General features: G+C 69.3%; 24 protein-coding genes and 1 riboswitch. Of the genes, 16 read left to right on the top strand and 8 right to left on the bottom strand.

All coding sequences use genetic code 11. The features are described 5' to 3' along the window. Positions 1-66: 66 nt before the first annotated feature. From FHG54_RS13855 to FHG54_RS13845, 3 genes are all read right to left on the bottom strand, one after another. Positions 67-714, bottom strand: a complete 648-nt coding sequence (locus FHG54_RS13855) for a hypothetical protein (RefSeq protein WP_139417794.1) — start codon at positions 712-714, stop codon at positions 67-69. A 154-nt stretch (positions 715-868) separates the two neighbouring features. Next, positions 869-1,519: an ANTAR domain-containing protein gene (locus FHG54_RS13850; protein WP_338025683.1), complete on the bottom strand. Its 651-nt coding sequence runs from the start codon at positions 1,517-1,519 to the stop codon at positions 869-871. Positions 1,520-1,693: 174 nt separating this feature from the next. Further along, entirely contained in the window at positions 1,694-2,374 is a 681-nt protein-coding gene (locus FHG54_RS13845; protein ID WP_139417792.1) for a GAF and ANTAR domain-containing protein, read from the bottom strand. A gap of 310 nt (positions 2,375-2,684) precedes the next feature. Between FHG54_RS13845 and FHG54_RS13840 the strand changes: the two genes are divergently transcribed. Then, entirely contained in the window at positions 2,685-3,461 is a 777-nt protein-coding gene (locus FHG54_RS13840) for a GNAT family N-acetyltransferase (RefSeq protein ID WP_168197183.1), read from the top strand. 18 nt (positions 3,462-3,479) lie between these two features. Here the strand turns inward: FHG54_RS13840 and FHG54_RS13835 are convergent, their stop codons facing one another. After that, complete coding sequence (locus tag FHG54_RS13835; protein WP_139417790.1) at positions 3,480-3,911, bottom strand: GNAT family N-acetyltransferase; 432 nt, start codon at positions 3,909-3,911, stop codon at positions 3,480-3,482. Positions 3,912-4,034: 123 nt separating this feature from the next. On the opposite strand from FHG54_RS13835, the gene FHG54_RS13830 reads away from it, so the two are divergent. From FHG54_RS13830 to FHG54_RS13815, 4 genes are read left to right on the top strand one after another with little or no spacing between them, the layout of a single operon-like run. Next, positions 4,035-4,286, top strand: a complete 252-nt coding sequence (locus FHG54_RS13830) for a hypothetical protein (RefSeq protein WP_139417789.1) — start codon at positions 4,035-4,037, stop codon at positions 4,284-4,286. Beyond that, positions 4,279-4,770, top strand: coding sequence for a Clp protease N-terminal domain-containing protein (locus tag FHG54_RS13825; protein WP_139417788.1), 492 nt, complete (start codon positions 4,279-4,281; stop codon positions 4,768-4,770). Before FHG54_RS13830 ends, FHG54_RS13825 begins: the two co-directional genes overlap by 8 nt. A gap of 34 nt (positions 4,771-4,804) precedes the next feature. Beyond that, positions 4,805-5,749 carry an ABC transporter ATP-binding protein gene (locus tag FHG54_RS13820; RefSeq protein ID WP_232333727.1) on the top strand — a complete coding sequence of 315 codons (945 nt, stop codon included), beginning with the start codon at positions 4,805-4,807 and terminating at the stop codon, positions 5,747-5,749. Then, positions 5,746-6,591 carry an ABC transporter permease gene (locus FHG54_RS13815; protein WP_139417786.1) on the top strand — a complete coding sequence of 282 codons (846 nt, stop codon included), beginning with the start codon at positions 5,746-5,748 and terminating at the stop codon, positions 6,589-6,591. Before FHG54_RS13820 ends, FHG54_RS13815 begins: the two co-directional genes overlap by 4 nt. 18 nt (positions 6,592-6,609) lie before the next feature. Here FHG54_RS13815 and FHG54_RS13810 read toward each other — a convergent pair whose 3' ends face one another. Together FHG54_RS13810 and FHG54_RS13805 are read right to left on the bottom strand one after the other, a co-directional pair. After that, complete coding sequence (locus FHG54_RS13810; protein WP_139417785.1) at positions 6,610-7,218, bottom strand: CoA-binding protein; 609 nt, start codon at positions 7,216-7,218, stop codon at positions 6,610-6,612. Next, positions 7,215-8,510 carry an O-acetylhomoserine aminocarboxypropyltransferase/cysteine synthase family protein gene (locus FHG54_RS13805; protein WP_139417784.1) on the bottom strand — a complete coding sequence of 432 codons (1,296 nt, stop codon included), beginning with the start codon at positions 8,508-8,510 and terminating at the stop codon, positions 7,215-7,217. The genes FHG54_RS13810 and FHG54_RS13805 overlap by 4 nt, the downstream gene beginning before the upstream one ends. A 77-nt stretch (positions 8,511-8,587) precedes the next feature. Here FHG54_RS13805 and FHG54_RS13800 point away from each other — a divergent pair, with 77 nt between their 5' ends. The 7 genes from FHG54_RS13800 (at position 8,588) to FHG54_RS13770 (ending at position 13,675) form a co-directional block, all read left to right on the top strand. Continuing rightward, positions 8,588-8,884 (top strand): antibiotic biosynthesis monooxygenase family protein, encoded by a 297-nt coding sequence (locus FHG54_RS13800; protein ID WP_139417783.1) that lies wholly within the window; start codon positions 8,588-8,590, stop codon positions 8,882-8,884. Between the two features lie 26 nt (positions 8,885-8,910). Then, positions 8,911-8,983: riboswitch (guanidine-III (ykkC-III) riboswitch) on the top strand. A 27-nt stretch (positions 8,984-9,010) separates the two neighbouring features. Next, entirely contained in the window at positions 9,011-9,334 is a 324-nt protein-coding gene (locus FHG54_RS13795) for a DMT family transporter (protein WP_139417782.1), read from the top strand. Positions 9,335-9,424: 90 nt separating this feature from the next. Continuing rightward, positions 9,425-9,856 carry a hypothetical protein gene (locus FHG54_RS13790; RefSeq protein WP_139417781.1) on the top strand — a complete coding sequence of 144 codons (432 nt, stop codon included), beginning with the start codon at positions 9,425-9,427 and terminating at the stop codon, positions 9,854-9,856. Then, complete coding sequence (locus tag FHG54_RS13785) at positions 9,850-10,095, top strand: helix-turn-helix transcriptional regulator (RefSeq protein ID WP_139417780.1); 246 nt, start codon at positions 9,850-9,852, stop codon at positions 10,093-10,095. Before FHG54_RS13790 ends, FHG54_RS13785 begins: the two co-directional genes overlap by 7 nt. After that, the gene (locus FHG54_RS13780; protein ID WP_139417779.1) at positions 10,092-11,111 is read left to right on the top strand and encodes an NAD(P)-dependent alcohol dehydrogenase; all 1,020 of its coding nucleotides are present in this window, start codon (positions 10,092-10,094) and stop codon (positions 11,109-11,111) included. Before FHG54_RS13785 ends, FHG54_RS13780 begins: the two co-directional genes overlap by 4 nt. Beyond that, the gene (locus tag FHG54_RS13775; protein WP_139417778.1) at positions 11,108-12,073 is read left to right on the top strand and encodes an NAD(P)-dependent alcohol dehydrogenase; all 966 of its coding nucleotides are present in this window, start codon (positions 11,108-11,110) and stop codon (positions 12,071-12,073) included. Before FHG54_RS13780 ends, FHG54_RS13775 begins: the two co-directional genes overlap by 4 nt. A 39-nt stretch (positions 12,074-12,112) precedes the next feature. Further along, positions 12,113-13,675: a class I adenylate-forming enzyme family protein gene (locus FHG54_RS13770; RefSeq protein WP_139417777.1), complete on the top strand. Its 1,563-nt coding sequence runs from the start codon at positions 12,113-12,115 to the stop codon at positions 13,673-13,675. A gap of 9 nt (positions 13,676-13,684) precedes the next feature. On the opposite strand, the gene FHG54_RS13765 is transcribed toward FHG54_RS13770, so the two are convergent. Further along, entirely contained in the window at positions 13,685-14,452 is a 768-nt protein-coding gene (locus FHG54_RS13765) for a YeiH family protein (protein ID WP_233437781.1), read from the bottom strand. Positions 14,453-14,754: 302 nt separating this feature from the next. Here FHG54_RS13765 and FHG54_RS13760 point away from each other — a divergent pair, with 302 nt between their 5' ends. Continuing rightward, positions 14,755-15,891, top strand: a complete 1,137-nt coding sequence (locus FHG54_RS13760) for an epoxide hydrolase family protein (RefSeq protein WP_139417776.1) — start codon at positions 14,755-14,757, stop codon at positions 15,889-15,891. 44 nt (positions 15,892-15,935) lie between these two features. Here FHG54_RS13760 and FHG54_RS13755 read toward each other — a convergent pair whose 3' ends face one another. Next, a complete protein-coding gene (locus FHG54_RS13755; RefSeq protein ID WP_139417775.1) occupies positions 15,936-17,597 on the bottom strand; it encodes a dolichyl-phosphate-mannose--protein mannosyltransferase in 1,662 nt (553 codons plus the stop codon). Between the two features lie 51 nt (positions 17,598-17,648). Between FHG54_RS13755 and rsmI the strand changes: the two genes are divergently transcribed. From rsmI to metG, 3 genes are all read left to right on the top strand, one after another. Next, on the top strand, positions 17,649-18,473 hold the full coding sequence (gene rsmI, locus FHG54_RS13750; RefSeq protein ID WP_139417774.1) for a 16S rRNA (cytidine(1402)-2'-O)-methyltransferase: 825 nt from the start codon (positions 17,649-17,651) through the stop codon (positions 18,471-18,473). A 122-nt stretch (positions 18,474-18,595) separates the two neighbouring features. Then, positions 18,596-19,708, top strand: a complete 1,113-nt coding sequence (locus FHG54_RS13745) for an NADP-dependent oxidoreductase (RefSeq protein WP_139417773.1) — start codon at positions 18,596-18,598, stop codon at positions 19,706-19,708. A 10-nt stretch (positions 19,709-19,718) separates the two neighbouring features. Then, positions 19,719-21,278, top strand: a complete 1,560-nt coding sequence (metG, locus tag FHG54_RS13740) for a methionine--tRNA ligase (RefSeq protein ID WP_139417772.1) — start codon at positions 19,719-19,721, stop codon at positions 21,276-21,278. Positions 21,279-21,294: the final 16 nt, after the last annotated feature.

Here is a 21,294-nt window from a genome sequence, read left to right as displayed (position 1 = left end):
CGGCGTGTGGTCGCAGGATCTTGCGCAGAGTCGGGCCGATCGGCCTGATGCAGCCTCCTGGCCGGCTCACTCGCCGAGGCCCTCCCGATCGACTGTGCGGCAGAACCGCATTCCGGCCAAGCCGCCGAGGATCGCCCCGGCCAACGCGACGACCGCGACGATGATGCTCGAGACGACCGCCGCCATCGCGGCCTGGTCCTCCGGGAACGGCAGGGTCGGACTCGCGCCGGCCGGCACCGAGAGGTTCTGCCCCGCGATCAGCCCGACCACGGTCATGATGAGTGCGATGACCACCGCCCACGCCCAGACGGCGACGCCCTGAAGCGCCCCGTTGTAACGGGCCATCCGCCCCGCGACGTAGCCGCCGCAGTAGAACGAGACGAACCAGATCACCAACAGGATGACGACCCCCCATATGCCGGCGGCCCGCAGGTTTCCGCCGACATCCGTTGCCGCTTCGGCGACCCCGCCGGTCATGGCGGCAACCAGCGCAGTGACCGCGGCGACGAGGGCGATCAGCACCACCGTCGCGCCGGTGGCGGTGACCCACCCGAGGAACGCGGAACCGACGTTGACGCCGCCGTACCGTTCATTCTCGAGAGCGACGGCCTCTTCGCGGTCGTACCCTGCCCGCAGATCGGCACGATCATGCGGAGGTGCCGAGACGCTGCGCGCGTGTACCTTCGACGATGATGGAGGCGTTCTGCTCTTCATGTCGTTCCTCTTCCATCACGTGGTACTCCATTGAGTTCCAGCGATGCGCGCCCCGAGGGCCAGAGAGAACGATCACCTGCGATTCGCATGGTACCTCTGCAACCCCCGGTCAGAAAGGGGTTGTGTACAAGTGATCCAGGGTGTATCGGGCGGGCTACGGTGTCGACGCGGCTCTCGGCACACGCATGAGGCCGGCGACATCCACGGTGCGACCGACGACGCCTTCGGCCACGGAGCGCAGGGTGAGATTGCTTGAGCGAGCATGATCGCGAAGCATCGCGAATGCCTCCTCCATCTCAACTCCGGCGGACTCTGCAACCACACCCTTGGCCTGTTCGATCAGGATCCGGCTGTCGAGCGCGCGCTGGAGCTGCTCGGTGACGATAGCGGTCTCGCGGATGATCCGCTCCTGCAGGATGCCGATCGTGGCGACATCCGCGAGCGCCTGAGCGACGGCCGCATCCCGGTCACTCAACACACCGGTGCTTGTGCGGAAGAGGTTCATCGCCCCGATGGTCTCGCTGCGGAGTCGAAGAGGTACTGCGTGCACGCTGTGGAAGCCCTGCAGGAGGGCCGCAGCGCGAAACTCCGCCCAAGCAGCGCCCGTTTCGCTCACATCGGCGACCGAGACGGCTCTGCCTTCGCCGAAACACTGCACGCATGGCCCCGAACCCGCGTTCAACTGCATGACTTCGACGAAGTCCGCCCGCTCACTGGTCGAGGCAACGAGCTCCAGCTCGTTGTGGCCGTTCGCGAGCATCAATCCGCTGGCTTGAGCATCGACGACTTCGATGGTCTCGTTCATCAGGGTGTGCAGGAGATCGACGACATCGTACTCGTCGGTCAACGTATCGGCGAGGGTGACGAACGCGGTATTGAGTCGCGCTTCTCTCGAACTCTCGGTCATGATCGCCACCTATCCTCCTGACACGACCGCGAGGGCCATTCGTTTTCGTACTGCTCACTCACGGAATACTGATCAATTACGAAAACTCAATCGTCTCGCCACCACTTCGTGCGCTACGAATTCTACCGTCTGGCCCGTGGAATAGGCATGCGCCTGCAGCCGGGAGAACGCCTCCGTGGCCGTCACCTGGAGCTGCGCCAGGATCATTCCGGTCGCCTGGTGCACTTCGCGTCGCATCTCGGGAGTCAACGCTCCACGGGCAACTGAATCCTCGCTCGCGGATCGGGCGGCGAGGCGCAAGGCGGCGCCCGCGGTCGATGCAGCGAGAGTGCGGGCTGTGGCGATCGCCCTCGCATCCAACCCGCCGGGAGTGGAACGGTACATGTCCACCACCCCGACCGTGACCGCGCCCATGAACATGGGGAATGCGAACAGTGCACCGACGCCGAGTTCGCGCACCGCGGCCCCGAACACCGGCCACGACTGGTCGCGCTCGTCGAGGTCGGGAACGAGAACGGCCTGACCGCCGCGCAGCGCTTCCCAGTGAGGCCCTTCTCCGAGCTCGAACTGCAACTCCTCGGCTCGCGCCGCGACGGTGTCGCTCGCGCCGATCGTCGAATGCGCCGGCGCCCCGACCACGGAGATCGACACGCCCTGCACGGGGAGGAGTTCGATGAACCGTGCACAGAGTGCCGCGGCCGCCGCTGGCGCGTCACCCGGCTCTGTCCGAGCCTCCGTGCCGTCGTCGCTCATCCGTCGCTCTCATACTCGACCGAACCGGACGGAACCGCGCCGGCTGCACCTCAACTCTCGACGAGAAGGTGCGTCAGGGCAAGCCCGTCGCCAGAAGGGACAGCTCTGGCGAGCGGTCAGCGAACGGTCTTGCGGCTCGTGATCTGGCCGGTTCGGGGCGCGCGGCATCCGGTGCCGTGCTCGTGGCCGTCGCCCGTGGCGGTGACGGCGCCGCCGGCGACGGCGAGCGACTGCTCGGCACGGCGAGCGTGCTGCGCCGCGGGCGCCGTACTCGCGGGTCGCGGTCGGCGACGAGGCCGAGGTGCGGCTCGTGGCCGTCGACCCCGTCGCCCAGGGTGCCGGGATGGGCGAGGCCCTGATGCGGGCGAGCATGGAGACCGCGCTCGGCTGGGGTGCCGACGCGCTGCTGCTCGACACCGGTGAGCGCAACCTCCGTGCTCAGGCGCTCTACGCGAGGCTCGGGTTCGAACGGGTGCCCGAGCGCGACGAGCGATTCGGCGAGGTCGTGGCGTTCGCCTACAGCTTCGGGCTGCAGGAGCGGGCCGACCTCCGCGTGCGGCTCATGCGCCCCGACGAGGTCGAGGCGGTCACCGGGCTCGTCGAAGCCGCCTACGCGTGCGACTTCGAGCTGAGCGACGCCTATCGCGCCGACATCGTCGCGGTCGCCGAGCGCGCACGAGAGCACCAGGTCTGGGTGGCGACGGATGCCGCGACCGGCGCGTTGCTCGGCACCGTCTCCACTCCCGTGGCCGCCGCCGCGATCTCGCCGCTCGCTCGCGAGGGCGAGCTCGACTTCCGGTTCCTCGGCGTCGCAGCTGAGGCGCGTCGCCGTGGCGTCGGCGAGGTGCTCGTCGCGCACGTGCTCCGGCTCGCGCGCATCCGCGGCATCGAGCGCGTCGTGCTGAACACCGGGCCCGACATGCTCTCCGCGCAGCGGCTCTACGAGCGCCTCGGATTCGAGCGGTTGCACGAGCGCGAGTTCACGTTCGAACGTCCCGACGGCACGAGCTTCCTCATGATCGCTTACGGGCGTGAGGTCGAGGCATTCGCCGCTGACGAGGTCGAGCGCGAGTCGGGCGCGGCCTGAGCCGACTCGCCGTCGCGGTCACTCCGCGGCGATCGGGGCCATGCGGGCCATCCACTGCTCCGGCTGGTCGAGCGGACGGAACCCGAACCGCTCGTAGAGTCCGTGCGCGTCGGCGGTCGTGAGGCCGATGCGTCGGAGCCCGAGCGGTTCGAGCGATGCCATGATCCGCTCGATGAGCGCCACGCCGATGCCGCGACCCCTCGTGTCGGCATCGACGAACACGTCGCACAGCCAGGCGAAGGTGACCCCGTCGGTGATGACCCGGGCGTACGCGAGCTGCGCGCCGCTCGCGGCGTCGTAGATGCCGTAGTTGCGTGAAGCGGCGACTGCGGCCTCGAGCGCGGCACGCGAGCGACCCGTCGCCCAATACGACTCGTCGGCGAGCCAGGTGTGCACCCGATCGAGGTCGAGACGTGCGGGGTCGGCGGAGAACTCGAAGTCGTCGTGCATCCTTCGATGCAATCGCAGCGTCGTGCACGGAGCAACGGCCAATTCGAGGTCGGTGGCCTGCGCGAAGCGAGGGAATAAGCAACTATGGTTGACAAATCGAGATAAGCAACCTACGTTGCTTCTATGACCCCGCCCCCGCCGATTCAGCAGAGTCCCGACCCCACCGGCGCCGAAGCCGACGACCTCGCCGCAGTCGTCGCCCTGCGCGAGCTCGCCGACCGTCTCGAAGACGCGGCCGTCGAGCGCGCGATGCGCGCCGGCTGGAGCTGGACGCAGGTCGCCGAGGCGCTCGGCGTCACCCGGCAAGCCGTGCACAAGAAGCATCACCGACGGCTCGAAGTCGCCGGCGTCGAACTGAGGAGACGCAATGCCTGACCGCCTGGAAGACGAGGCACTCGACCCGACGCTGAAGAAGGTCATCACCGACGCGATCGACGAGGCGATCGACCGCGGCGCGTCCAGCGTCGAGGCCGAGCACCTGCTGCTCGCGATCTCCGCGGGCCACGACGTCGCCGGCCGCACGCTCGCCGAATTCGGTCTCGACCACGACGGCGTGGACGCCGCGCTCCGCGGTGAACGCGAACGGTCGCTGCGCGCAGCGGGCATCGAACCCGTCGCCGAGGAGCGACTCGCCGCCACGCGGAGATCGCGGCCGACCTGGGGGGCGACGGTGCGCGAAGCGCTGCGGCGTGCCGACTTCACAGCGCATCGAGGCCGGGGCAGGGCCGAGCGAGAACGACTCGCGGTCGCCGACGCGCTCATCGGCATCCTGCGCGCCGATCTCGGCACCGTCCCGCGTGCGCTCGCCTACGCGGGCGTCGATCGAGCTGCACTCATCGGCGCCCTCGAGCGGCGCTGACGGACGACTGACGGGGAAGCGGGCGGTGATGGCGATGAGCGACGACCTTGCGATCGAGGTCGATGGGCTTCGAATGCGGTACGGCACGACCGATGTACTGCACGACGTGTCGTTCCAGGTGCGACGAGGGGAGGTGTCGGCACTGCTCGGACCGAATGGCGCGGGCAAGACGTCGACGATCGAGATCCTCGAGGGCTTCCGAATGCGATCGGCGGGGCGCGTCGAGGTCCTGGGAGTCGATCCGGCTCGCGGCACCGAGCAGTGGCGTGCCGGAATGGGCATCGTGCTGCAGTCGTGGCGAGACCACCCCAAGTGGCGGGTGCGCGAACTCCTCGCGTTCCAGGGCTCGCTCTACGAGCCGTACTCGACGGCGCGGATCCGCCGACCGTGGGACGTCGACGACCTCCTCGCGGCAGTCGGGCTCACCGAGCAGGCCGAGCGGCCGATCAAGGTGCTCTCGGGCGGCCAACGACGACGGCTCGACGTCGCGATCGGTCTCGTGGGCCGCCCCGAGCTGGTCTTCCTCGACGAACCGACGACCGGACTCGATCCGAAGGCGCGACGCGACTTCCATGGTCTGGTCCAGCGGATCCGGGACGACTTCGAGACCACGGTGCTCATCACGACCCACGATCTCGACGAGGCGGAGAAGCTCGCCGATCGGATCATCATCCTCGCCCGCGGGCGCATCGTCGCCGACGGCACCTCCGAACAACTGACACGGCAGATCGCCGGTCACGACGAAGTGCGCTGGATTCACGCAGGGGAGCGCCGCGTGCGACACGTTCCCGACTCGACTGCATTCGTGCGCGAATTGTTCGCCCGAGACGGGGCGGGGGTCCGAGAACTGGAGCTCCGCCGCGCCGCCCTCGAAGACGCGTACCTGGCGCTCGTGCGGAACGCCGAGTCCGCCGCCGCCGCCGCCGACGACGCCGGGCCGGTCGAGACCGAACTCGAATCGAACGGGGCATCGCGATGACCGCCGTCACGCCCGCCCTCCGTGCAGGCGTCTGGGGCGGCCTGGTGGAACTCCGGCAGGCCTTCACCGGCATGGAACTCGTCGGCCAGTTGCTGTGGCCGGTGGCCACCCTCGTTGCGGTGTTCTTCCTCCGCGACGTCGCCATCGGAACCACCGGGTACGAAATCGGCACGATCATCCTCCCGGGGGCGCTCGGCATGTTCGTCGCGCTGGGCATGCTGCTCGTCGTGCAGCAGCTCGCAGCCGATCGCGAAGACGGCACACTCCTGCGCGCCAAGGCGACGCCGAACGGGATCCGGGCCTACCTCGTCGGCAAGCTCGTGCAGATCTCGGCGACGATCCTCGCGTACCTCGCCATCATCCTGATCCCCGGCGTCTTCCTCGTCGACGGCCTCGAGATCTCGGACCCGTCCTCGTGGATCACCTTCGCGTGGGTGCTGGTGCTCGGTCTCGTCGCGACCCAGGCCATCGGCGTGATCCTCGGATCAGCGATCGCGACTCCGCGCGGCGCGGGATACCTCTCGCTCCCGGTCCTCGGCCTGATCGCGATCTCGGGCATCTTCGCTCCGATCACCGGCCTGCCCGACTGGTTGCAGTGGATCGCCCAGGTGTTCCCGATCTACTGGCTCGGCCTCGGAATGCGCGCGGCGTTCCTTCCCGATGACGCTGTGGTCGTCGAGATCGGCGAGTCGTGGCGGCAGCTCGAGACGGCCGCGGTGCTGGGAGCATGGGCGATCGTAGGGCTCGTGCTCGCGCCCATCGTGCTGCGGCGCATGGCCCGGCGGGAGTCGGGGTCGCGCGTCGCCGAGCGCCGCGAGCAGGCCATGCGGCGGGTGGGTTAGCGCCCGACACGCTCGCGCTCAGCGAACGGTCTTGCGCGCCGTGATCTGGCCGGTGTCGAAGCCGAGCAGGTGCAGGCCGCCGTGGAAGCGTGCGTGCTCGACCTTGATGCAGCGGTCCATGACGACGGTCAGGCCCTTCGCCTCGCCGTCGTACGCGGCCTCCTGGTTCCAGATGCCGAGTTGCACCCAGATCGTCTTCGCGCCCGAGGCGACGACCTCGTCGACGACCTGGGGGATGTCGGAGCCGCGGCGGAACACCACGACGATGTCGGGCACTTCGGGCAGATCGGCGAGGCTCGCATAGGCCGGCCGGCCGAGGATCTCGGTCTCTCTGGGGTTCACGAAGTACAGCCGGTAGTCGCTCGACTGCTGCAGGTAGGTGCCGACGAAATAGCTCGAGCGCTGCGGCTTGGGAGAGGCGCCGACGATCGCGACCGACTTCGCCGCGTTCAGGATCTTGAGCCGCTGCTTCGCGTCGGGGCCGCTCCAGGTGCGTTGCGATTTCAGGAGCTTCGCGAGTGGCGAGCTCGCGGGCAGCTCGCACGAGAGGCCGTTGACGAGGCGCACGGTCTCGAGATCGCCGGTTTCGAGGGCAGTGGGTGCCGCGTCATCGGTCGCTGTGCTCATCGCGTGCCTCCCGTCGCGATCGTGAGGGCCTGGTCGAGGTCTTCGATGATGTCCTCCACATCCTCGATGCCGACTGAGAGTCGCACAACCCCCGGCAGGACACCCGCGTCGACGAGCTGCTGTTCGCTGAGCTGCGCGTGCGTCGTCGAGGCCGGGTGGATGATGAGGGTCTTCGCGTCGCCGATGTTGGCGAGGTGGCTCGCGAGGTCGACGTTCTCGATGAGCGCCTGGCCGACGGAGCGGCCGCCCTTGACCTCGAAGCTGAACACCGACCCGGGCCCCTTCGGCAGGTACTTGAGGGCGCGGTCGTGGTGCGGGTGGCTCTCGAGGCCGGCCCACCACACGTGCTCGATGCGCGGGTCCGCCTCCAGCCACTCGGCCACCGTGCGCGCGTTGTCGATGTGCGCCTGGATGCGGTACGGCAGGGTCTCGACGCCCTGCGCGAGCAGGAACGCCGAGTGCGGCGCGAGCGCGGGGCCGATGTCGCGGAGCTGCTCGGCGCGGAGCCGCGTGAGGAAGGCGTACTCGCCGAAGTTGCCCGACCATTGGAGGCCGCCGTAGCTCGGCACGGGCTGGCCGAAGAGCGGGAACTTGTCGGAGTGCCAGTCGAAGCGGCCCGACTCGACGACGACGCCGCCGAGCGTGGTGCCGTGCCCGCCGAGGAACTTCGTCGCCGAGTGCGTGACGATGTCGGCGCCCCACTCGATCGGGCGGTTCAGGTAGGGCGTCGGAATCGTCGAGTCGACGATGAACGGGATGCCGTGGGCGTGCGCCACGTCGGCGAGTGCCTCGAGGTCGGCGATCTCGCCGGACGGGTTCGCGATCGTCTCGACGAAGATCGCCTTGGTCTTGTCGGTGATCGCTGCGGCGTAGTCGGCGGCATCGGCGGACTGCACGAAGGTCGTCTCGATGCCGAAGCGGCGGAGCGTGACATCCAATTGCGTGATCGAACCGCCGTAGAGGCTCGCCGAAGCGACGATGTGGTCACCGGTGCCCGCGAGGCTCGCGAAGGTGATGTACTGCGCCGACAGGCCGCTCGCGGTGGCGACGGCGCCGAGGCCGCCTTCGAGGCTCGCGACGCGCTCCTCGAAGCTCGCCACCGTCGGGTTCGCGAGGCGCGAGTACACGTTGCCGTACTTCTGCAGGGCGAAGCGGGCGGCCGCGTCGGCCGTGTCGTCGAAGACGAACGCGCTCGACTGGTAGATCGGCAGCGCGCGTGCGCCCGTCACCTGGTCGGGGATGTTGCCCGCGTGGATGGCGCGGGTCTTGAAGCCGTATTCGCGGTCTGCCATGTTCGCAACGCTACTGCGCGAGGCCGCCGCCACGGGCCCGGCCGCGTAACGCAGGGCAACGCGCTACCGTGGGCCGCATGATCCTCGAACACGCGATCCTTCCCGTCGTCCCGGGCCGCGAGGCCGACTTCGAGGCCGCGTTCGCCGAGGCGAAGTCGATCATCGCGGCAATGCCCGGGTTCGTCGACCTGTTGCTCTCGCGCTCGATCGAGACGCCGAACGAGTACCTGCTGCTCGTGCACTGGGAGAGCGTCGAGGCGCACGAGATCGGATTCCGAGGCTCGGCGCAGTACGGGCATTGGCGCGCCCTGCTGCACGGGTTCTACGAGCCGTTTCCGGTGGTCGGGCATTTCGCCGAGGTGCACAGGGCCTGATCAGGGTGCTTCGGTAGCCTCTGGCCAGGTCGCCGAACACATCCCGGCCGCCCCGGACGAGGGAACCCAGTACCCGGAACGCGACAAGACTGGCACGGTGCGAACACCGTTCTGGGAGTGAACAACATGGCATGGGTCATCCTCATCGTCTCCGGCGTGCTCGAAGCCGTCTGGGCCACCGCGCTCGGCAAGTCCGAGGGCTTCACGAAGCTCTGGCCGTCGGTCGTCTTCTTCGCGGCACTCGCGCTCTCGATGGGCGGCCTCGCGTGGGCGATGCGCGACATCTCCACCGGAACGGCGTACGCCGTCTGGGTCGGCATCGGCGCCGCGCTCACCGTCATCTGGGCGATGATCACGGGCGACATGGATGTCTCGTGGGTCAAGCTCGCCCTCATCGCCGGGCTCGTCGGCTGCGTCGTCGGCCTCAAGCTCGTCGACGGCGGCCACTGACGGTCAGCTGCGTGTAAAAAATCCTTGACACGGTGTCGAACTTGATTGACACTGGGTGTGTCAAGAATTCTGTACATGAAGGGTCGGCGCATGTCATACGAGGAGAAGGGCACCTGGGTCTACCTGGTGGTCGCCGTCGTCGGGTTCACGGTGTACGTGACGTTCGTGCTCCCGCCGCTCGTGGGCGGCACGCCGGCTGACGAGATCGACTACGTGCCCGTCATGCTCTGGACTATCGGCGGCGCGATCGTGGCCTCGATCGTGGGGCGCATCGCGGTCGAGATGTTCTCGCCGAGCGACAGCACCAAGGGTGACGTGCGCGACCGCGAGATCGACCGGCTCGGCGAGCGCGTCGGGGGTTCGTTCGTCGTGATCGGTGCGCTCGCCGCGCTCGTGCTCGCGATGTTCCGCGCCGACTGGTTCTGGATCGCGAACGTGATCTACCTGTGCTTCGTGCTCTCGGCAGTGGTCTCGAGCATCACGAAACTCGTCGCCTACCGCAGGGGCGTGCCGACGTGGTGAAGCCGACGCGGGTCACCAACGACATCCGATCGCTGCGCTTCCGCCGCGGTGAGATGACCCAGGCCGAGCTCGCCGAACGACTGGGCGTCACCCGGCAGACCGTCATCGCCATCGAACAGGGCAGGTACTCGCCGTCGCTCGAGGTGGCCTTCCAGATCGCGCGGGTGTTCGGGGTCCCGCTCGACGACGTGTTCCAGTACCCCGGGTCGACATCGGAGTCGGAGGAGACGGCGTCATGAGAGCTGCAGTGGTGGAACGATACGGCGGGCCCGACGTGGTGCGCATCCGCGAGGTCGACGATCCCGTCGTGGCCGAAGGCGAGCTGCTCGTGCGTGTGGAGGCGTCGACCGTCGGCTCGACCGACGGCACCAACCGGGTGGGGCGACCGGCCTTCGCCCGACTCTTCTTCGGACTCACTCGGCCGCGGCACCAGATCTTCGGGTACGACTTCGCCGGCGTGGTCGAACGCGTCGGACCGGGTGTTCGGCGGTTCGTGCCCGGCGACCCGGTGTACGGCACCCTGTCGCCCTCGCCCGGCGCGCACGCAGAACTCGTGCGCGTCGCCGAAGACGGGGTGGTCGCGCGAATCCCCGGCGGACTCGACGGAGCGGATGCCGTGTCGATGCTCGACGGCTTCTTCACCGCCATCCCGTTCCTGCGCGACGGCGGGCGAGTGCGGGCGGGGCAGACGGTGCTCGTCAACGGGGCGTCGGGCACGGTCGGTTCGGCAGCCGTGCAGTTCGCGAAGCACCTCGGCGCCGCCGTCGTCGGCGTATGCAGCACCGACCACCTCGAACTCGTGCGCTCGCTCGGTGCCGACCGCGTGATCGACTACACGCAGGGAGACTTCACCGACGCCGGCGGCCGGTACGACGTGATCTTCGACGCGGTGGGCAAACGCACGTTCCGCGAGTGCCGACCGGCACTGACGCGCGACGGCATCTACCTCTCGACCGTGCCGACGCCGCCGGTGCTGCTGCGCGCCCGCCACGCGAGGTCGACCGAGACCGGGCGGCGCGCCGGCATCCTGTTCACCGGGCTCCGCACGCAAGCGGCGAAGTCGGCCGACCTGGCGCTCATCGGCGAGCTGGCCGCGTCGCGCGCGATCGTGCCGGTCATCGACCGGATCCTGCCGTTCGAGAAGATCGCAGAGGCCCACCGCCGCGTCGACGGCGGCCACAAGGCCGGCAACGTCGTCGTGGCCATGGCACCGGTGCTGCTCGAGACGCGCGCGACACCCGAGGCAGCGTCATGAGGGCGATCGTGCAGCGCCGCTACGGCGGGCCCGAGGTGCTCGAGCTCGCCGAGGTCGAGGCGCCGGCCGTCGCCGATCACGAGGTGCTCATCAGGGTGCAGGCCGTCGCGGTGAGTGCGGGCGACGCCCTGCTCATGCGGGGCGAACCGGGTGCCGTGCGCCTCGCGTTCGGCCTGCGGCATCCGAGACGCCCGATCATCGGACGAGACGTCGCCGGCATCGTCGAGGCCGCAGGTTCGGCCGTGACGAGGTGGCGCCTCGGCGACCCCGTCTACGCCGAGTCCGAGCAGGGCGGCTATGCCGAGTTCGTGGCCGTCGGCGAGGAGTTCGTCGCCCGGCGGCCGGCGAACCTCGACGCGATCCATGCGGCCGCCGTGCCGGTGTCGGGCACGACCGCGCTGCAGGGCTGGCGCCTGGCCGATGTCGGCCCGGGCCGGCACGTGCTGGTCAACGGCGCATCGGGCGGCGTCGGCGGGTTCGCCGTGCAACTCGCCAAGGCGATGGGCGCCGAGGTGACCGGTGTCTGTCGCGGCGCGAAGGCCGGCCACGTACGTGCGATCGGTGCCGACCACGTGGTCGACCACACCCGCGACGACTTCACCGAGGCGATGGGCCGCTACGACGCGATCTTCGACATGGTCGCCGACCATCCGCTCGGCAGGATCCGACACTCGCTCGACGCGCACGGCACGCTCGTGCTCTCCTCGGGCAGCGGCGGCAAGGTGTTCGGACCGTTCGGGCGCATCATCCGTGCGTCGCTCATGAACCCGTTCGTCTCGCAGCATCTCCGCCCGCTCGCGGCGAAGCGGAACGGTGACGACCTCGCCGAGCTCACCCGTCGCATCGAGGCGGGCGAAGTCACTCCCGTCGTCGATCGCACCTTCGACCTCGCGGATGCCGCGGAGGCGATCCGGCAGTTCGAGTCGGGCGCCGTGCGCGGCAAGCTCGTGCTCCGGGTGTGACCCCTCCGGGTCGGGACGACCGGCTGGTAGGTTTCGCGTATGTCGCTGAATCTCCTCCTGCACGGCGGGCTTGCAGCATCACCCGACAAGCCCGCGCTCGTCTTCAACGGAACCTCCACGTCATACCGTGCGCTGGCCGACGCGGTCGATCGGTCGGCCCGGGGGCTGCTCTCGCTGGGAGTCGCGCACGGCGACCGAGTCGCGATCTTCATGCGCAATCGCGCCGAGTTCGTGGAGCTCTATCTCGCGTGCTTCCGCGTCGGCGCCATCGCGGTTCCGCTCAACCACCGGTTCCAGACCGACGAGGTCGTCTTCGCCGTCGACCACTGCGCGGCGAAACTGCTGATCGTCGACGGCCCGCTGCTGCCGATCGTGCAGAACGTGCAGGAGTCGTCGCCGAGCCTTGCCGGCGTCTACGTCTACGGCGAGGTGCCCGCGGGCGCCGTGAACACCTGGACCGACGTCGTCGACGCGGTCGGTGCGGGAGACGAGCACGACGGCAAGCCGACCGCCTGGCCGTCGGTCGCCGACGACGACCCTGCGATGATCCTCTACACCTCGGGCAGCACCGGCAAACCGAAGGGCGTCACCCACACGCACCGTTCGATCCTCGCGACGGCGTCGGGGCGCGTGGCCACCCAGCAGTTGACCGCCGATGACATCTCCCTCGCGGCGACCGCGATCTGTCACGCGGGCGCCGCGGTCGGCGTCGCGTTCCCGACGCTCCTCGTGGGCGGCACGGTCGTGATCCTCGCCGAGAGCGACCCCGAGCTGTTCCTCGACGCACTGCAGGCGCAGCGACCGACACGCACGATCCTGCTGCCCGCTCAGCTCCTCGACGCCGTGGTGGATCCGCGGGCGAACGACGTCGACTTCGGCTGCCTCCGCGAGATCCAGTGCGGCGGCGACCAGATCTCACCCGATCTGTACACGGAGTTCGCGAAGGTCGCAGCGTTGGAGCTGAACCAGATCTACGGGCTGACCGAGTGCGAGGGCGCCGTCATGAACCCGTCGTTCGGGCCGATCGAGCGCGGCTCGATCGGCGTGCCTCGCGACGGCGTCGAGGTCCGCGTCGTCACGCCGGCCGAGCACCCCACCGGCGAAGACGTCGCCGCAGGCCGCACCGGAGAGATCTGGATCCGCGGCGACTCCGTCATGACCGGGTACTGGGAAGACCCGGAGCACACGGCGGCGACCTTCGTCGACGGTTGGCTGCGCACCGGCGATCTCGGCCGCCGGCAGGACGACGGCTACCTCTACTTCCAGGGGCGCATCAAGGAGATCATCATCAAGGGCGGCTCCAACATCGCACCCGGTGAGGTCGAAGATGTGCTCGATGCGCACCCCGACGTCGAACTCAGCGGAGTCGTCGGCACCCCGGATGCACGTCTCGGGGCGCTGGTGCACGCGTTCGTCGAGCTGAAGCACGGAAGGCCGGCTCCTCCGACGGAGCACGATCTGGCGGCGTTCGCCGCCGAGCGGCTCGCAGCGTACAAGGTGCCGGATCGGTGGACGTTCGTCACCGAGCTGCCGCGGAACAAGGTCGGCAAGATCGACCGGCACGCGCTGCATGCGCGAGCCATCGAGCTCGACGCCGGGTAGCCAGCGACGTCAGCCGAGCAGCACGGCACCGTAGGCGAGGCCTGCGACGAGCACCCACGAGGTGAGCCCGACGACGAGCGCTCGCCAGCCCGTGGTCGCGAGCTCGCCGAGCCGTATCGACGCGCCGAGCGCGAAGAGCGCCATCGCGAGCAGGGTGGTCTGCACGGCGTCGGCGCCCGAGCGCACCCACTCGGGCAGCGGCACGAGGGTGTTCAGCAGTACGGCCGCGAGGAAGCCCGCCACGAAGAGCGGAACGATCGCGGGGCGGGGGCCCGCGGCATCCGCTGCCCTTCGTCGTTCGACGGCAGCGGTGATCGCGACCATCGGGGCGAGCATCAGCACCCGGGTGAGCTTGACGACGACGGCGACGGCGAGGGCCGCGGTGCCGGCGATCTGCGCGGTCGCCACCACTTGGCCGACGTCATGCACGCCGGCGCCGACCCAGTGGCCGAACTGCAGGTTCGAAAGGCCCAGCGGATGCCACAGGGCGGGCAGCACCGCGATGGCGAGGGTGCCGCACAGGGTGACGAGCGCGACCGGCACGGCCTGCTCTTCATCGCGCGCGCGCACGGCCGCGCCCATCGCGCCGATCGCCGAGGCACCGCAGATCGAGAATCCGCTTGCGACGAGCAACGGCTGGTGGCCGGGCAGGCCGAGCGCACGGCCGAGGCCGATCGTGCCCACGAACGTGAGCACGACCACCGCGACCGTCGTTGCGATCGAGATCCAACCGAGCGAGGCGATGTCGACGAGGCTGAGCTTCAATCCGAGCAGCACGATGCCGATGCGGAGCAGGCTTCGTGCGGCGACCGCCAGACCCGGCGCGAGAGCACCGCCCCAGCGCGGGGCGGAGGGCCGGAATCTGTCCGACGGCGATACCGAGTGCGACGGCAGCGGTGAGCGGCACAGCGGGAAAGGCCAGATGCGAGAGCCACGCGATGAGTGCCGCGGATGCCGCGACGACGAGTCCCGGCAGTACACGACGCACGGACACCAAGCTAGCCGACCTCGGCCTCGATGCCGGTATCGGGGTCGGCCGTCACCGGTCGGCTGTCGGAGGTCGGCGCTAGCGTCACCGCATGGAGCCGTTCACGATCGACATCGACGACGACGTGCTCGTCGACCTGCGCCACCGCATCGCCCGGCGCCGATTGCCGGCGCCGACGCCGGGAGCACCGTGGTCGGCCGGTACCGATCCGGTCGAGCTCGAACGCCTCCTCGCATATTGGGGTGGGCCGTTCGACTGGCGTTCGATCGAGCGCTCGCTGAACGCCATACCGCAGTTCACCGCCGATCTCGACGGTAGCCGCGTGCATTTCGCCTGGATTCGCGCGGAGCGGCGCGACCCTGCGCCCGTGCCGATCATCCTCAGCCACGGATGGCCGTACACCTTCGCCGAGATGCTGCCGATCGTGCCGTATCTCGTCGATCCGTCGCGTCACGGCGGTCTCGCGGGCGATACCTTCGATGTGGTCATCCCGTCGCTGCCCGGTTTCGGGTTCTCCGATGCGCCCGGCGAAGCGCATTTCGTGGCGAACGAGATCGCCGAGCAGTGGCACGCACTCATGCACGACGTGCTCGGCTACGAGCGCTACGCGAGCTACGGCGAAGACGTGGGCACCTGGGTGAGCGACTGGATTGCGGCATTGCACCCCGAATCGGTGCTCGGACTCTTCGCGACCCACGCCGCGTTTCCCTCGGAGGAGCGGCGCCACGATCTCACCGAGGAGGAGACCGGGTTCCGGGCATGGCTCGATTCGAGATGGCAGGGGGAGTCGGCCTACAGCGAACTGCAGTCGTCGAAGCCCGACACGCTCGCCGCGGGGTTGAACGATTCGCCCACGGGCCTCGCAGCCTGGCTCGTCGAGAAGTTCCGCACCTGGAGCGGCGGCGACGACGCCTATCGTGCCGCGTGGAGTGATGACGACGTGCTCACGACGCTCACCCTCTACTGGGCGACGCAGAGTATCGGCACGTCGTTCCGTGCGTACTTCGACGACCGCTTCGACACCGCGCCGATGCCGTTCGTCGACGTGCCGGTGGGTGTCGCCGTGCAGCACGGTGAACGCGGGTTCCCGCGCAGCTACGCGGCGCGCACCTACCGAGACATCCGTGCCTGGCAGCAGTTGCCGAGCGGAGGACATTTCACCGTGAAGCAGTCGCCCCACCTGGTCGCCGCCGCCATGCACGAGTTCTTCCGGCCGCTCCGTGGGTGATGCCCTTCGTCAGCGGGGCGTCGGCCGAGACGTGAGCGGTGCCGTCAGCTCCAGCTCGGCAGCCAGAAATGCAGCTGCCGGAACGTGGGCGTCACCGGCATGCCCGACCAGATCGGGAAGAAGAACGCCGAGATCGCGAGCACGAACGCGAGGTAGATGACGACGATGGCGACGCCGCGCTCGCGCCGCCAGTATGGATCGTCGCGACGCCCCAGCACGAGCCCGATCACGAAGACGAGCCCGAGCACGGTGAACGGTTCGAACGCGATCGAGTAGAACTGGAAGACGGTGCGGTCCAGGTAGCCGAGCCACGGCAGGTAACCGGCCGCGAGTCCCACGAGAATCGCCCCGACCTGCCACTCCCGGTAGCGCACGAGCCGATACACGAGGTAGAGGCACGCGGCGGCCGCGGCCCACCAGATGAAGGGGTTGCCGATCCCGATGATCGACGACCAGCAGGTGTCGCCGCCGCAGCCGCCGGAGCCATCGTCCGTCGCTGCGAAGTGCATGTTCGTCGGGCGCATCATGACGAGCCAGGTGAGCGGGTTCGACTGCCACTGATGCTCGCCGTGCACGCCGATGTGAAACCCGTAGGCGGCCTCGTGGTAGTGCCAGAGGCTCTGCAGTGAGAGCGGCACCCATGAGAGCCATCCGGTCGCGGCGTTGCCGGCCTCTTCGGCCCAGTGCCGGTAGTACCCGCCGGCCGTCACGAGCCAGCCCGTCCACGACGCGAGGTACACCGCGGCGGCGGCGGGCACGAGAAGCAGGAAGCTGACCGGTCCCTGCTTCAGGATCGACGCCGAGAGCCAGAACGGCACTCCGGCGCGGCGGCGGGCGACGGCGTCGACGATGACGAGGTAGAGGCCGAACGCCGCGAGGAACCAGAGACCCGACCACTTCACCGCGGTCGCGGCGCCGAACGCGACGCCGGCGGCGACGACCCACGGGCGAGCCCAGAGCGCGGGCCCGTAGTGCGGTTCTCGTCCCGATGCGCGGGCGGACTCCAGCCGCTCGTCGAGCAGGCGGGCGGATCTGCCCCGGTCGAGCAGCACGAACCAGAACCCGATGAGCGCGAAGAACATCACCCAGTTGTCGAGCAGGGCCACACGCGACATCACGATCGCGTTGCCGTCGACCGCGAACAGCAGGCCTGCGATGACCGCGAGGATCGTCGACGCGAAGAGTCGCCGGGCGACGACCGTCATCAGGAAGACGGCGATCGTGCCCGCGAGCGCGGTCGAAGCGCGCCACCAGAAGGCGTCGCCGGCACCGAACGCCGCCATGCCGAGCGAGATCATCCACTTGCCGAGCGGCGGGTGCACGACGTAGGCGGGGTCGTCGCTGAAGACGTCCGTGTCGCCGGCGGCGAATTCGTCGTTCGCCCCCTCCGGCCAGCTCGACTCGTAGCCGTTCTGCAACAGGGTCCAGGCGTCTTTGACGTAGTAGGTCTCGTCGAACACGAGCGTCTGCGGGTTCCCGAGGTTCCAGAATCGCAGCGCGGCGGCGAGCAACGTGACGAGGATCGGGCCGCCCCAGTACCAGATGGTGCGCCGGCGCGGCGTCGACAGCACCCGGCCCCACCAGTCGTCGAGCCGCGAACCGCGGCGTTCCGCCACGGGTTCGTCGTGAGCGGATGCCTCGTCGTGAGCGGAAGCTTCGTCGGTGCGCTCCTCGCGTGTCTCGACGGCGCCCGGCTCCACTCCCATGCGCCAACCCTAAACGAGGCGGGCGGCCGGCCTGGTGTCATGCTTGAGGCCATGATCATCCTCGCGGCGACGCCCATCGGCAACCTCGGCGACGCTTCCGCCCGACTTCGCGACGCGCTCGAGCACGCGGTCGTCGTCGCCTCCGAAGACACCCGGGTGACCCAGCGGCTGCTCGCCGGTCTCGGCATCGAGAACCGGCCGAGGCTCATCGCCCTGCACGAGCACAACGAACGGCACAAGGCCGCCGAACTCGTCGAACTCGCTCGCGACGCCGACCTGCTCGTGCTCAGCGACGCCGGTATGCCGACCGTGTCGGATCCGGGGTTCCCGCTCGTCGCCGCAGCGGCCGGCGCCGGCGTGACGGTCACGGCCATCCCAGGGCCGTCGGCCGTGATCACCGCGCTCGCCGTGTCGGGAATGCCGACCGACCGCTTCGCCTTCGAGGGGTTCCTGCCGCGCAAGGCGGGGGAGCGCGGCCGCCGGCTCGCCGAGCTCGCGGGCGATCGCCGCACATTGCTCTTCTTCGAGGCGCCGTCGAGACTCGCGGCGAGTCTCTCCTCGCTTGCCGAGGCGTTCGGCGCCGATCGGCCGGCCGCTGTCTGCCGTGAACTCACCAAGCTCTACGAGGAGGTGAGACGCGGCCCGCTCGGCGAGCTCGCGACGTGGGCCGAGGGCGGGGTGCGGGGAGAGATCGTGATCGTCGTGGGCGGCGCCGCCGAACAGGAGGCGAACCCCGAGAACGCGCTCGCGCGGGTGCTCGAGCTCGCAGCATCCGGAACCCGCATGAAGGACGCCGCCGCCCTCGTCGCGGCCGAGAGCGGCCTCAGTACGCGCGATCTCTACGAGGCGGCCCTGCACGCACGCAAGGGAGGCTGACTCAGCCGGCCTCCGAGTCGTGCCGCCGGGTGCCTACCGGTCGTGGTGCACCGCGTCCAGCCCTGTCGTAATCCTCGGGGAGGGCGCACAATGGCAGTACCGCAGAGCGGTGGAGGTGCGAGATGACTCACGACCCGACCGACGACCCTGCCGTTGTCGTCCGATTCTCCGAGCACGGCGGACCGGAGGTGCTCGAGATCGTCGAGACACCGATGCCGGTGCCGGGCGAGGCCGAAGTGCTCGTCGAGGTGTTCGCGACCGGGCTGAACCCGGTCGAGAGTTCGCTCCGGCGCGGCGACCATCCCGAGCGCTGGCCAGTGACGCTTCCCTCGCCGCAAGGGCACGACCTCGCCGGCGTCGTCGTGTCGGCGGGCCCGGGAGCGTCGGCGTTCTCGCGCGGCGACGAGGTGATGGGATTCGTCGAGCGCGGCGCTCACGCGAGCCATGTGGTCGTGCCCGAACGCCAACTCCTGGCGAAGCAGCCCGAGCTCACGTGGGAGGTGGCAGGCTCCCTCTACGTGGCCGGCACGACTGCATGGACGGCGGTCGAGGCGCTCGCCCTCTCGTCGGCCGACACGATCGTCATCACGGCCGCCGCAGGCGGGGTCGGATGTCTCGCAGCCCAGTTCGCCCGAATGCGGGGCGCCACGGTGATCGGCACGAGCGTCGAGACGAGGTTCGACTTCCTGCGGCAGTTCGGGGTGCTGCCGGTCGAGTACGGGCCCGACCTGGCAGATCGCGTGCGACTGGTCGCTCCCGGGCCGATCACGGGCTTTCTCGACTTCCTCGGCGGGCAGAGCGGCGAGGCGATCGCGCTCGGGGTGCCGCGAACGCGGATCCTCACCGTGCTCGACTGGGATGCCGTGCAGGAGCAGGACGTCGTCAAGGTCTCGCCCGGCGACGTCGTGGCGCTCGGCCGGGTCGCCGCTCTCGTCGCCGCGCGACGGGTGCGGCTGCCGATCGCCGACGTCTTCCCGCTCGAGTCCGTCGCCGACGCCTATCGGGCGCTCGATCGCCGCGAGGCGCCGGGCAAGATCGTGCTCGGGTTGCGGGTCGTCGACTACCCCGGGCAGCGAGTGCACGAACCCGGCATCAAGGAGCAGGACGTGACGCTCGGCGTGGCGACCCCGCACGAGCACATGGAGGTGGAGGAGGCGGTGCCGCCTGCCATCGGCGACGGGAGCGTGCGCCGGCGACGGCGTAACCGGAACTCCGGGACATCCGCTCGCCCGTAGGATTGACGGCATGGCCGACGGCTCCTCGTTCTATATCACCACGCCCATTTTCTACGTGAATGACGTGCCCCACATCGGGCACGCCTACACGGAGGTGGCCGCCGACGTGCTCGCGCGCTGGCACCGCCAGGCGGGTGAAGACACCTGGATGCTCACGGGCACCGACGAGCACGGCCAGAAGATCCTGCGCACCGCCACCGCCAACGGCGTGACCCCGAAGCAGTGGGCCGACAAGCTCGTGGCCGAGGCGTGGATTCCGCTGCTCGAGACGATCGACATCGCCAACGACGACTTCATCCGCACGACCGACGAGCGCCATGAGGCGAACGTGCAGAAGTTCCTGCAGAAGCTCTACGACGACGGGCACATCTACACCGGCGAGTACGAGGGCTACTACTGCGTCGGCTGCGAGGAGTACAAGCAGCAGTCCGAACTCGTGCCGGGGGCCGGGGAGTACGAAGGTCAGCTGGTCTGCGCGATCCACTCCAAGCCGGTCGAGCTGCTGCACGAGAAGAACTACTTCTTCCGCATGTCCGCCTTCGGCGACAAGCTGCTCGCCCTCTACGAGGATCGGGCCGATTTCGTGCAGCCCGAATCGGCGCGCAACGAGGTCGTCTCATTCGTGAAGCAGGGGCTCGCCGACCTCTCGATCTCGCGCTCCACGTTCGATTGGGGCGTGAAGGTGCCGTGGGACGAGACGCATGTCGTCTACGTGTGGTTCGACGCCCTGCTGAACTACGTCACGGCCGCCGGCTATGGGCAGGACGACGAGGAGTTCGCCCGTCGCTGGCCCGCGCAGCACATCGTCGGGAAAGACATCCTGCGGTTCCACGCCGTGATCTGGCCGGCCATGCTGATGGCCGCAGGGCTCGAGGTGCCGAAGGGCGTGTTCGGTCACGGTTGGCTCCTCGTCGGCGGCGAGAAGATGTCGAAGTCGAAGCTCACGGGCATCGCCCCCGAGCAGATCACCGAGACCTTCGGCTCCGACGCGTTCCGCTACTACTTCCTGCGCGCGATCGCATTCGGTCAAGACGGCTCGTTCTCGTGGGAAGACCTGGCGGCGCGCTACCAGGCCGAGCTCGCGAACGGCTTCGGCAACCTCGCCTCGCGGGTCGTGGCGATGATCACCCGCTACTGCGACGGCGCCGTGCCCGCCGCCGGCACCCTGACCGGCGCCGACCTCGAGATCGGTGCGGTCGAACAGCGGGCTACGGATGCGTCGTGGGAGGCCATCGATCGTCTCGCGATCCACGACGCGATCGGCGCCGCCTGGGAGCTCGTCGACGCGCTCAACGGCTACCTCACGACCGAGGAGCCGTGGATGCTCGCGAAGGATCCGGCCAAGCGCGACCGACTCGAGACGGTGCTCGCCACCGCCTACCACGGCCTCGGCACGCTCGCCGTGCTGCTCTCGCCCGTGCTGCCGATCGCGACCGCGAAGCTCTGGACCGCGCTCGGCGCCCCGGGTGCCGTGCAGGAGCAGCGCATCGACCGCGCCAACGAGTGGGCGACGGGCACGCAGGTCGCGCCGCTCGAAGCGCTCTTCCCGCGTGTCGAGGTGGCGGAATGATGCGGTGCGGAGCAAC

It is taken from the genome of Agromyces laixinhei, from assembly GCF_006337065.1.
GTDB lineage: Bacteria > Actinomycetota > Actinomycetes > Actinomycetales > Microbacteriaceae > Agromyces > Agromyces laixinhei.
Note: the sequence above shows the minus strand (reverse complement) of the source record. Positions and strands in the feature narration are given on the sequence as shown.

What these genes read in the sequence shown, in the direction of transcription:
- FHG54_RS13755 (WP_139417775.1), bottom strand. Translation starts at nt 17,597, where the DNA reads ATGGGAGTGGAGCCGGGCGCCGTCGAGACACGCGAGGAGCGCACCGAC.
- FHG54_RS13780 (WP_139417779.1), top strand. Translation starts at nt 10,092, where the DNA reads ATGAGAGCTGCAGTGGTGGAACGATACGGCGGGCCCGACGTGGTGCGC.
- rsmI (WP_139417774.1), top strand. Translation starts at nt 17,649, where the DNA reads ATGATCATCCTCGCGGCGACGCCCATCGGCAACCTCGGCGACGCTTCC.
- FHG54_RS13850 (WP_338025683.1), bottom strand. Translation starts at nt 1,519, where the DNA reads ATGAACGAGACCATCGAAGTCGTCGATGCTCAAGCCAGCGGATTGATG.
- FHG54_RS13815 (WP_139417786.1), top strand. Translation starts at nt 5,746, where the DNA reads ATGACCGCCGTCACGCCCGCCCTCCGTGCAGGCGTCTGGGGCGGCCTG.
- FHG54_RS13855 (WP_139417794.1), bottom strand. Translation starts at nt 714, where the DNA reads ATGAAGAGCAGAACGCCTCCATCATCGTCGAAGGTACACGCGCGCAGC.
- FHG54_RS13805 (WP_139417784.1), bottom strand. Translation starts at nt 8,510, where the DNA reads ATGGCAGACCGCGAATACGGCTTCAAGACCCGCGCCATCCACGCGGGC.
- FHG54_RS13845 (WP_139417792.1), bottom strand. Translation starts at nt 2,374, where the DNA reads ATGAGCGACGACGGCACGGAGGCTCGGACAGAGCCGGGTGACGCGCCA.
- FHG54_RS13770 (WP_139417777.1), top strand. Translation starts at nt 12,113, where the DNA reads ATGTCGCTGAATCTCCTCCTGCACGGCGGGCTTGCAGCATCACCCGAC.
- FHG54_RS13775 (WP_139417778.1), top strand. Translation starts at nt 11,108, where the DNA reads ATGAGGGCGATCGTGCAGCGCCGCTACGGCGGGCCCGAGGTGCTCGAG.
- FHG54_RS13745 (WP_139417773.1), top strand. Translation starts at nt 18,596, where the DNA reads ATGACTCACGACCCGACCGACGACCCTGCCGTTGTCGTCCGATTCTCC.
- FHG54_RS13830 (WP_139417789.1), top strand. Translation starts at nt 4,035, where the DNA reads ATGACCCCGCCCCCGCCGATTCAGCAGAGTCCCGACCCCACCGGCGCC.
- FHG54_RS13795 (WP_139417782.1), top strand. Translation starts at nt 9,011, where the DNA reads ATGGCATGGGTCATCCTCATCGTCTCCGGCGTGCTCGAAGCCGTCTGG.
- FHG54_RS13760 (WP_139417776.1), top strand. Translation starts at nt 14,755, where the DNA reads ATGGAGCCGTTCACGATCGACATCGACGACGACGTGCTCGTCGACCTG.
- FHG54_RS13835 (WP_139417790.1), bottom strand. Translation starts at nt 3,911, where the DNA reads ATGCACGACGACTTCGAGTTCTCCGCCGACCCCGCACGTCTCGACCTC.
- FHG54_RS13810 (WP_139417785.1), bottom strand. Translation starts at nt 7,218, where the DNA reads ATGAGCACAGCGACCGATGACGCGGCACCCACTGCCCTCGAAACCGGC.
- FHG54_RS13825 (WP_139417788.1), top strand. Translation starts at nt 4,279, where the DNA reads ATGCCTGACCGCCTGGAAGACGAGGCACTCGACCCGACGCTGAAGAAG.
- metG (WP_139417772.1), top strand. Translation starts at nt 19,719, where the DNA reads ATGGCCGACGGCTCCTCGTTCTATATCACCACGCCCATTTTCTACGTG.
- FHG54_RS13790 (WP_139417781.1), top strand. Translation starts at nt 9,425, where the DNA reads ATGTCATACGAGGAGAAGGGCACCTGGGTCTACCTGGTGGTCGCCGTC.
- FHG54_RS13800 (WP_139417783.1), top strand. Translation starts at nt 8,588, where the DNA reads ATGATCCTCGAACACGCGATCCTTCCCGTCGTCCCGGGCCGCGAGGCC.
- FHG54_RS13820 (WP_232333727.1), top strand. Translation starts at nt 4,805, where the DNA reads ATGAGCGACGACCTTGCGATCGAGGTCGATGGGCTTCGAATGCGGTAC.